10 protein-coding genes are annotated in these 9161 nt (G+C 57.0%); 4 read left to right on the forward strand and 6 right to left on the reverse strand.

Going from position 1 to position 9161, the window contains the following annotated elements; genetic code table 11:
* Nucleotides 1-263: 263 nt before the first annotated feature.
* The 4 genes from rlmH to HMPREF1051_RS04160 form a co-directional block, all read right to left on the reverse strand.
* Nucleotides 264-734 carry a 23S rRNA (pseudouridine(1915)-N(3))-methyltransferase RlmH gene (rlmH, locus tag HMPREF1051_RS04145; protein ID WP_003764790.1) on the reverse strand — a complete coding sequence of 157 codons (471 nt, stop codon included), beginning with the start codon at nt 732-734 and terminating at the stop codon, nt 264-266.
* Nucleotides 735-930: 196 nt separating this feature from the next.
* Nucleotides 931-1317 (reverse strand): ribosome silencing factor, encoded by a 387-nt coding sequence (gene rsfS / locus HMPREF1051_RS04150; RefSeq protein ID WP_003760959.1) that lies wholly within the window; start codon nt 1315-1317, stop codon nt 931-933.
* Between the two features lie 67 nt (nt 1318-1384).
* The gene (gene nadD / locus HMPREF1051_RS04155; protein WP_003764780.1) at nt 1385-1996 is read right to left on the reverse strand and encodes a nicotinate-nucleotide adenylyltransferase; all 612 of its coding nucleotides are present in this window, start codon (nt 1994-1996) and stop codon (nt 1385-1387) included.
* Between the two features lie 57 nt (nt 1997-2053).
* Nucleotides 2054-2650, reverse strand: coding sequence for a beta-class carbonic anhydrase (locus HMPREF1051_RS04160; protein ID WP_003764800.1), 597 nt, complete (start codon nt 2648-2650; stop codon nt 2054-2056).
* Nucleotides 2651-2810: 160 nt separating this feature from the next.
* Between HMPREF1051_RS04160 and HMPREF1051_RS04165 the strand changes: the two genes are divergently transcribed.
* Both HMPREF1051_RS04165 and HMPREF1051_RS04170 read left to right on the forward strand, forming a co-directional pair.
* Nucleotides 2811-3689, forward strand: a complete 879-nt coding sequence (locus HMPREF1051_RS04165; protein WP_003764792.1) for an NUDIX hydrolase — start codon at nt 2811-2813, stop codon at nt 3687-3689.
* A gap of 81 nt (nt 3690-3770) precedes the next feature.
* Entirely contained in the window at nt 3771-4709 is a 939-nt protein-coding gene (locus HMPREF1051_RS04170; protein WP_036491767.1) for an ABC transporter ATP-binding protein, read from the forward strand.
* Nucleotides 4710-4808: 99 nt separating this feature from the next.
* Here HMPREF1051_RS04170 and aldA read toward each other — a convergent pair whose 3' ends face one another.
* Nucleotides 4809-6251, reverse strand: a complete 1443-nt coding sequence (aldA, locus tag HMPREF1051_RS04175) for an aldehyde dehydrogenase (RefSeq protein WP_036491763.1) — start codon at nt 6249-6251, stop codon at nt 4809-4811.
* Between the two features lie 206 nt (nt 6252-6457).
* Between aldA and msrAB the strand changes: the two genes are divergently transcribed.
* The gene (gene msrAB / locus HMPREF1051_RS04180) at nt 6458-8026 is read left to right on the forward strand and encodes a bifunctional peptide-methionine (S)-S-oxide reductase MsrA/peptide-methionine (R)-S-oxide reductase MsrB (RefSeq protein ID WP_003764802.1); all 1569 of its coding nucleotides are present in this window, start codon (nt 6458-6460) and stop codon (nt 8024-8026) included.
* Nucleotides 8027-8088: 62 nt separating this feature from the next.
* Entirely contained in the window at nt 8089-8214 is a 126-nt protein-coding gene (locus tag HMPREF1051_RS15440; RefSeq protein ID WP_269208435.1) for a hypothetical protein, read from the forward strand.
* 235 nt (nt 8215-8449) lie between these two features.
* Here the strand turns inward: HMPREF1051_RS15440 and HMPREF1051_RS04185 are convergent.
* A partial coding sequence (locus HMPREF1051_RS04185) for a DNA recombination protein RmuC (RefSeq protein WP_003764797.1) occupies nt 8450-9161 on the reverse strand: 712 nt, incomplete at its 5' end.

Consider the following 9161-nt stretch of genomic DNA (forward strand, 5'->3'; position numbering starts at 1 on the left):
TGAGGTCGGTATCTTATCGTCCTTATGGCAGGCGTTCAAACAATATCTAGATATTTCCCAGTTTACTATTTCTTGATGTATTGAATTCGCAACAGATACGCCTGCGCCCGATTCAAGCGGTGTGGGCGCACGAAGCCTGCCTGCGGGTACGGCTTTTATAGTGGATTAAATTTAAATCAGGACAAGGCGACGAAGCCGCAGACAGTACAGATAGTACGACAAGGCGAGGTAACGCCGTCCTGGTTTAAAGTTAATCCACTATATTATTCGCGGTGGTAGGGGTGGTTATGGAGGATGGAGACGGCGCGGTAGAGCTGTTCGGTCAGCAGGACGCGCACCATGCCGTGCGGGAGGGTGAGGCTGGAGAGGCGCATCATCATGCGGGCTTGTTGTTTGAGGCGGTCGGTCATGCCGTCGGCGCCGCCGATGACGAAGCAGACGTGTTCGCCGTTTTGCTGCCAGCTTTTGATGTGTTCCGCCAGTTCGACGGAGGTCGGGGCTTTGCCGCGTTCGTCGAGGATGATGAGGAATGCGCCTTGCGGGATGGCTTCGAGGATGCGTTTTTCTTCCGCCGCCATGCCTTGTGCGGCGTTGACGCCTGCGCCGCGTTTTTCGGGTTTGATTTCTTTGAGGGTGTAGGCGACGTCGCGTCCGAAGCGTTTGGCGTATTCGCCGACGGCTTCGTCCACCCAGCGGGGCATTTTGGTGCCGACGGCGAGGACGGTGATGTTCATGGGTTTCCTTGGTCGGATGGGGTCGTCTGAAAGGTTTCAGACGACCTTTTGGTTTGAATGATGTTGAAACGGGATTCTTGAATCCGATATTTTGGTTGTTCGGTCAAGGGGGCGTCTGAAAACTTCGGTTTGGGCAAAGGGGGTAGGGCGTGCGCAATAAAGCCGTCTGTATGCACAGACGGCTTGGGATGATGGTTTAGTCGGCGGCGTGCCAGGGTTTTTGCGCACCGGCGTGGAAGCTGGGTTTTTCGCCGCCCCAGAGGGTGTCGATGTCGTAGAAGTCGCGGACGGCGGGCAGCATGACGTGGACGACGAGGTCGCCTGCGTCAACGAGCGTCCATTCGCCGCTGTCGCCTTCGGTGCTGAGGATTTCGAAGCCGGCTTCTTTGAGGCTGACGGCGACGTTGTTGGCGAGGGCTTTGACTTGGCGGGTGCTGTCGCCGCTGGCGATGATCATGCGGGCGAACAGTGAGGTTTTTTCTTGGGTTTGGAGGACGGAGATGTCTTTGGCTTTGATGTCTTCGAGGGCTTCGACGGCGGTTTCGACCATTTTTTGCAGGTCTTGCAGTTCTTGTTCGTTCATTGTTTTCCTAATGGTGGGAATGAAATGGGGTTTGGACGGTATTATAACTTATCTGTATGAATTTACGCTATTTTCCGCTTTGGTACAGTTTGTGTTCGCGGATGTAGCGGGCGACTTGGGGCGGGAGGTCGTCTGAAAGTCTGCCGCTTTGGAGGGTTTGGCGGATTTGGGTGGAGGAGGTGTTGTGCAGGGGGGCGTTGAGGATGCGGACGCTGCCGTTTTGGAGGGCTTCGCCCAGCCAGGCGTGGAGTTCGCGCGGGGTTTGGTTGAGGTTGTCGCCTTGGCGCATGGCGACGGCGATGTGGGTTTGGCGCACGAGGGTCTGCCATTTCTTCCAAGTGTGCAGTTTCATGAGGCTGTCGCTGCCCATGAGCCACCAAAGTTGGGCGGCGGGGAATTGCTGGCGGAAGATTTGGACGGTGTCGAAGGTGTACGTTGCGCCGTCGCGGACGATGTCGCAGTCGCTGGCGGCGAAGCGGGGGTCGTCGGCGATAGCCAGTTCGGTCATGATGAGGCGGTCTTGGGCGGGGGCGCGGGACGGGTCTTTGTGGTAGGGGTCGCCTGCGGGCAGGAAGACGACGGTGTCGAGTCCGATTTCGTCGGCGAAGGCGCGGGCGATGTGGAGGTGGCCGTTGTGGATGGGGTCGAAGGTGCCGCCGAAAAGTCCGATGTTTTTCATGGGTGTCCTTGGGTGTGGGATGTGCGCTCTGTTTGGGTTTCAGACGACCTTTCGGGTTTATGGGTTGGCGGGGTCGTCTGAAAGGCTTTTTGCTTCGGGACTGCCGTCGACAACCAGGGTAAGCTTGCCGGTCGTCGGATGGATGACGAGTCCGTGGACGGCGATGTCGGCGGGCATGAGCGGGTGGTTGCGGATGACTTTGACGGTGTGGCGGACGCTGTCTTCTACGTTGTCGAAACCGGTCAGCCAGTTGTCGAGGTCTATGCCGGCGTTGCGCAGGGTTTCGATGCGGTCGTCGGGGATGTCGCTTTCGTGTACTTTTTCAAGGAAACCGGCGGCGTTCAGCCCCTTCATGCCGCAGTCGTGGTGGGCGATGACCATGATTTCTTTGACTTTGAGTTCGAACACGGCGACCAAAAGGCTGCGCATGACGGAACCCCAAGGATGGGTAACGACCGCGCCGGCGTTTTTGATGAGCTTGGCATCGCCGTTTTTCAGTCCGAGCGCGTCGGGCAGCAGCTCGATGATGCGCGCGTCCATGCAGGACAGGATGGCCAATTCGCGGCCGGGATATTTGTCAGTGAAATATTTTTCGTATTCGCCCGATTCGACAAAATTTTGGTTATAGGCGAGAATTTCGCTCAATTCGCTCATGGTGTTGGACCTCCGAAAGAATGGGACGATTATAGCGGTTTTCGGGCGGTTTGGCTTTGCAGCGTGTGCCGTCCGGCTATGGATAGAGTTGGTTGCAAATTGAAGCAGAGCAGATACAATCCGCTTTATGATTATGTATTGATTGGATTGAGGAACAGCCATGTTTTCGCGCCCTTGTTTTTCCGAAACGCTCGACCGCCGCACCCACGACGCGCTCTACGATTGGGCGCGGGCAAGTTACGGTGTGTCGGACGACTGGAACACGCTCTATCTGAACGGGCTGGCTTTGGGTCGTCTGAATCCGTTTTGGCGCGAACGGATCAAACAAGACTGGCAGGAAGGGCTTTCTGAAATTTCAGACGACCTCTGCCTGCAAACGGACAACTGGCTGGCGATGGGCGACAGTTTGCAGCACTTGGCGCACGAATGGAAAAGCCTCGGACTGCTGCACGGCTGGCGCGATGAAAAGTTTGACGTGTGCGACGACGCGGGCAAGGTTCTCTTTGCGTTGGAACGCGCCGCCTTCCGCCCGTTCGGACTCATGAGCCAAGCCGTCCACCTCAACGGACTGGTGCAAACCGACGGCGGCTGGCATTTTTGGATAGGCCGCCGCAGCCCGCACAAAGCCGTCGATCCCGACAAACTCGACAACCTCGTCGGCGGCGGCATTGCCAGCGGCGAAACCCCGTTTGAAGCCGTCTGCCGCGAAAGCGAAGAAGAAGCCGGACTGATGCCGCCCGCCCTCGACAACCTCCGAGCCGCCGCCCGAATCCACAGCCTGCGCCCCGTATCGCGCGGCATCCACAACGAAATCCTGCACATCTTCGACATCGTCCTGCCCGAATCCGTCCGCCCCGAAAATCAAGACGGCGAAGTCGCAGGGTTTGAATTGATGAACGTTTCGCAACTCATCGAAACCATGTTGTCCCAAACCATGATGCACGATGCCCAGCTCGTTACCCTAGAAGCCCTCAAACGCTACGGCGCGCTCGACAGGCAGCATCCGTTAAGCCTATGGCTGGACAGCCTTTGCCGCTGAATGCAAAAAATAAAACAGTACAAAACCATTAACGCCCCGCCGTTTCCCTTTCCCGATTCCCGAAAAGGTCGTCTGAAACCCATGCTCCGACTTACCGACATCTGCAAACGCTTCGACAGCAAAACCGTCGCCGACCGCATCAGCCTGACCGTCTCTGCAGGCGAAACCCTCGCCGTCCTCGGACGCTCCGGCTGCGGCAAATCCACCCTGCTCAAAATCATCGCCGGCATTGTCAAGCCCGACAGCGGCGAAGTTTGGCTGGATGGGCAGGACATCACCGCCGTCCCGCCCGAAAAGCGCAACGTCTCGCTGATGTTCCAAGACTACGCCCTGTTCCCGCACCTGACCGCCCAAGAAAACGTCGGCTTCGGACTTAAAATGCGCCGCCTGCCCCAAGCCGAAATCGAAGCACAAACCATGCAGGCGCTGCGCGACATCGGTTTGGAAAACGAAGCCCGCCGCAAACCCGGCAGCCTCTCCGGCGGCGAACAGCAACGCCTCGCCCTTGCCCGCGCCCTGATTATCAAACCGTCCCTGCTCCTCTTGGACGAAGCCTTCTCCAGCCTCGATACCCACCTGCGCCACAGCCTCTACCGCCTGACCGACGAGAGCATCCGTCGTCAAAACATCCCCGCCGTCCTCGTGACCCATTCCCCCGAAGAAGCCGCCGCGCTGGCAGACCATATCGCCCTCATGCACGAAGGGCGCATCCTCCAATACGGCACGCCCGCCGAACTCTTCCGCCGCCCCGCCGACGCCCAAGCCGCCCGCCTGCTCGGACTGCCCAATACAAACGATGCGCGCCATATCCCGACACACGCCATCCGTCCCGACCCGCAAGGCACACCCTGCCGCATCCTGTCCCTCACCCCCTTGCCCGACAGCCTGCGTCTGACCTTCGCCCACCCCGAATACGGCGAACTGACTACCCTTCTGCCCGCCGGACAGCTACCCGCCGGCGATACCGTGCCGATACATATCGATAAAGGACAAATCGTCTGGTTTGAACCATCTCAATGATGTTTTGTGTCCCGCCTGTCTGTTGACACATTGGGCAAATTAAAAAAGGTCGTCTGAAAATTTTCAGACGACCTTTTATGTCAACACATCAAGGCGTTATCAAATATTGGTTTCCAGATAAACGACTTGGGTTTGCAGATATTCTTCCAAACCGTGTTTGCCGTCCGCGCCGCCGATACCGGATTTTTTCCAGCCCGCATGGAAGCCCTGCATGGCTTCGAAGTTTTCGCGGTTGATGTAGGTTTCGCCGAATTGCAGGCGGCGGGTGACGTAGAAGGCTTCGTTCAGGTTGGTGGTGTACACGGAGCTGGTCAGACCGAATTCGCAGTCGTTTGCCAAGGCGATGACTTGGTCGAGCGTGTCGAAAGTGGAAACAGGCAGGACGGGGCCGAAGGTTTCTTCCTTCATGATGTCCATGTTGTTGTCGGTGTCGGTCAGCAGGGTCGGCTCGAAGAAGTAGCCGCGTCCTTCGGCGCGTTTGCCGCCGCAGACCAGCGTCGCACCTTGTTTGACGGCGCGTTCTACTTTTTCGGCAACGGCTTTGACGGCGCGCTCTTCAATCAGCGGCCCCATTTCCAGCGCGCCTGCTTCGGCTTCGGCAGGGTTGCCGTAGCGCACGCCTTTCATGGCGGCGGTCATTTTTTCAATGAACGCGTCTTTCAGGCTGCTGTGGACATAGACGCGCTCGGCGCAGTTGCAGATTTGACCGGTGTTGCCGACGCGCGAAGCCAAGATGGATTTCACTGCCAAGTCCAAATCCGCGTCTTTCAAAACGATGGCGGGCGCTTTGCCGCCGAGTTCCAGCGAGACTTTGGTGATGTTGGCGGAAGCGGCTTCCATCACTTGGCGGCCTGCTTCGACGGAGCCGGTCAGGCTGACCATATCGACTTGCGGATGGGCGGACAAGGCGTTGCCGATTTCCGCGCCGGAGCCGTTCACCACGTTGAACACGCCTGCGGGCAGTCCGACCGCATCGACGATTTCGGCGAAGATGTGGCAGTTGATCGGGGTCACGCTGCTGGGTTTGACGACGATGGTGTTACCCGTGACCAAAGCAGGGCCCATTTTGCGGGCAATCAGGAAGAAGGGGAAGTTCCACGGCAGGATGCCTGCCACGACGCCCAGCGGACGTTTGAACAATAAAATGTTTTCGCGCGGGCGGTCGCTTTGGATGATTTCGCCTTCGTAACGGCGCGCCCATTCGGCTTGGTAATCGAGATAGTCGACGGTGAACATGACTTCCACGCGCGCCAAGTCTTTGGTTTTGCCGCCTTCAGCAACGATGGTGTCGGTCAACTCGTCGGCGCGTTCGCGTATGCCTTGGGCGATTTTGCGCAAATACGCGCCGCGTTCGACCGCAGGCAGCCGCTCCCATGCCGGTTGCGCCGCACGCGCCGCCGCTACGGCGCGGTCAACGTCCGCTTTGCCGCCTTTAGGTTCGCGGGCGATGGCCTCTTCGGTGGACGGGTTCAATACGTCGCGCCATTCGCCGTTGAAATCGTTTTCAAAGCGTCCGTTGATGTACATGGCCAATTGTTTCATTTTAAGTTCTCCTGTTGTTGTAGTCGCGTGTAGTCAGTGTATGCCTTTTATGCCGCCGCTGCAATGAAAATGCTGTTTGAGAATGCAAATTTAATAATATGGACGTTTGTTTTCAGACGACCTTTTGCTTTTTTATGTGCAAGGCTGTAAGGTTTGGGCATTCCCAACGTCTAATCATACAAACCGTCCACACAGGAAACATAGAGATGAAACCCCGTACCTTCTTTTCCCTTTGCGCCAAGTTCGGCTGTCTGTTTGCGCTGGGCGCTTGTTCGCCCAAAATCGCCGATGCCGAAGCCGCGACCGTGCCGCACACTTTGTCCACTTTGAAAACCGCGGACAACCGCCCCGCCAGCGTTTATTTGAAAAAAGACAAACCGACCCTGATTAAATTCTGGGCGAGCTGGTGTCCTTTGTGTCTGTCCGAATTGGGGCAGACCGAAAAATGGGCGCAGGATAAGCGGTTCAGCTCCGCCAACCTGATTACCGTCGCCTCCCCCGGCTTTTTGCACGAGAAAAAAGACGGCGACTTTCAAAAATGGTATGCCGGTTTGAACTATCCCAAGCTGCCCGTCGTGACCGACAACGGCGGCACCATCGCCCAAAGCCTGAATATCAGCGTTTATCCTTCTTGGGCGTTAATCGGTAAAGACGGCGACGTGCAGCGCATCGTCAAAGGCAGCATCAACGAAGCGCAGGCATTGGCGTTAATCCGTGACCCGAATGCCGATTTAGGTCGTCTGAAAAACGCGTTCTACAAACCCGACACACAGAAAAAGGATTCAAAAATCATGAACACGCGCACCATCTACCTCGCCGGCGGCTGCTTCTGGGGCTTGGAAGCCTATTTCCAACGCATAGACGGCGTGGTTGACGCCGTATCCGGCTACGCCAACGGCAAAACAAAAAATCCGAGCTACGAAGACGTGTCCTACCGCGACACGGGTCATGCCGAGACCGTCAAAGTGACCTACGATGCCGACAAACTCAGCCTCGACGACATCCTGCAATACTATTTCCGCGTCGTTGACCCGACCAGCCTCAACAAACAAGGCAACGACACCGGCACGCAATACCGCAGCGGCGTGTATTACACCGACCCCGCCGAAAAAGCCGTCATTGCCGCCGCCCTCAAACGCGAGCAGCAAAAATACAAACAGCCCCTCGTCGTCGAAAACGAGCCGCTGAAAAACTTCTACGACGCCGAGGAATACCATCAGGACTACCTGATTAAAAACCCCAACGGCTATTGCCACATCGACATCCGCAAAGCCGACGAACCGCTGCCGGGCAAAACCAAAGCTGCCCCGCAAGGCAAAGGCTTCGACGCGGCAACGTATAAAAAACCCAGTGATGCCGAACTCAAACGCATCCTGACCGAAGAGCAATACCAAGTGACCCAAAAAAGCGCGACCGAATACGCCTTCAGCCACGAATACGACCACTTGTTCAAACCCGGCATTTATGTGGACGTCGTCAGCGGAGAACCCCTGTTCAGCTCCGCCGACAAATTCGATTCCGGCTGCGGCTGGCCGAGCTTCACCCGCCCGATTAACGCCGCCGCCGTTACCGAACACGACGATTTCACTTACAACATGCGCCGCACCGAAGTGCGCAGCCATGCCGCCGATTCGCACTTGGGACACGTCTTTGCCGACGGCCCGCAAGACAAAGGCGGCCTGCGCTACTGCATCAACGGCGCAAGCCTGAAATTCATCCCGCTGGAACAAATGGACGCGGCAGGCTACGGCGCGTTGAAAGGCAAAGTGAAATAAAGGCGCGATAACACGAAAGGTCGTCTGAAAACGGCTGTTGCCATGAAGTGGGAACAGGTTTGATGAAACGGGTTACCGAAGGCAAAAGGTCGTCTGAAAAACAAAAATCAGTTTTCAGACGACCTTTTTACCGCCGCGATACTTGTTCTTTCCTCCGACAGACGGAAACGCGGATGGCTGAAGAATAAGGTTTGAAACGATACAGTGGATTAAATTTAAATCAGGACAAGGCGACGAAGCCGCAGACAGTACAGATAGTACGGAACCGATTCACTTGGTGCTTCAGCACCTTAGAGAATCGTTCTCTTTGAGCTAAGGCGAGGCAACGCCGTACTGGTTTAAAGTTAACCCACTATAAAAGGACGCATCATGCGTCCTTTTTGTCTTTGATACGTCGTCTGAAACCCGACGACAAAGAAACCGTCAATCTTCTTCCCCTTCCGGCAAACCTTTATCCTGCAAAGCAGATTCTTGGGCGGTTTCCGCCAAATCGCGTTGCAGGCGTTTGGTGGTTTTGACGCCCAGCGCGCGCAGTTTCTCGGCGCGGCTGACGAGGTTGCCGCGTCCTTGCGAGAGCTGTTTGTAGGCTTGTTGGAACTGGCTTTGCGCTTGGTCGATGTTTTTGCCGACGGCCTCGAGCGTTTGGACGAAGCCGGTGAATTTGTCGTAAAGCCTGCCGCCTTCAGCCGCGATGGCGAGGGCGTTTTGGTTTTGCTGTTCGTTGCGCCAGATGTGGGCGACGGTGCGCAGGGTGGCGAGCAGCGTACTCGGGCCGACCGGCATGATGCGCTTGTCAAAACATTCTTGGAACAGGGCGGCATCGTGTTGCAGGGCGAGCAGGTAGGCAGGTTCGACGGGGATGAACATAAACACGAAGTCCAGCGTGCGCACGCCTTCGAGGTCGGTATAGTCTTTTTGCGACAGGCTGCGGATGTGGGCGCGGATGCTGGCGACGTGGGCGGCAAGTTCGCGCTCGGCGGTTGCGGCGTCGGCGGCTTGGGTATAGCGGACGTAGGCGGTCAGCGAGACTTTGGAGTCGATGACGATTTGTTTGCCTTCGGGCAGGTTGACGAGGACGTCGGGCTGGAGGCGGCGCGCGCCGTCTTCTTCTTGGCGGACGGCGGCGGCTTGGACG

The sequence above is a fragment of the Neisseria sicca VK64 genome (genome assembly GCF_000260655.1).
GTDB classification, from domain to species: Bacteria; Pseudomonadota; Gammaproteobacteria; order Burkholderiales; family Neisseriaceae; genus Neisseria; species Neisseria sicca_B.

Coding starts and splice junctions, on each gene's coding strand:
- HMPREF1051_RS04170 (WP_036491767.1), top strand. CDS start 3,771: ATGCTCCGACTTACCGACATCTGCAAACGCTTCGACAGCAAAACCGTC.
- rlmH (WP_003764790.1), bottom strand. CDS start 734: ATGAACATCACCGTCCTCGCCGTCGGCACCAAAATGCCCCGCTGGGTG.
- msrAB (WP_003764802.1), top strand. CDS start 6,458: ATGAAACCCCGTACCTTCTTTTCCCTTTGCGCCAAGTTCGGCTGTCTG.
- rsfS (WP_003760959.1), bottom strand. CDS start 1,317: ATGAACGAACAAGAACTGCAAGACCTGCAAAAAATGGTCGAAACCGCC.
- HMPREF1051_RS04165 (WP_003764792.1), top strand. CDS start 2,811: ATGTTTTCGCGCCCTTGTTTTTCCGAAACGCTCGACCGCCGCACCCAC.
- HMPREF1051_RS15440 (WP_269208435.1), top strand. CDS start 8,089: ATGAAACGGGTTACCGAAGGCAAAAGGTCGTCTGAAAAACAAAAATCA.
- nadD (WP_003764780.1), bottom strand. CDS start 1,996: ATGAAAAACATCGGACTTTTCGGCGGCACCTTCGACCCCATCCACAAC.
- aldA (WP_036491763.1), bottom strand. CDS start 6,251: ATGAAACAATTGGCCATGTACATCAACGGACGCTTTGAAAACGATTTC.
- HMPREF1051_RS04160 (WP_003764800.1), bottom strand. CDS start 2,650: ATGAGCGAATTGAGCGAAATTCTCGCCTATAACCAAAATTTTGTCGAA.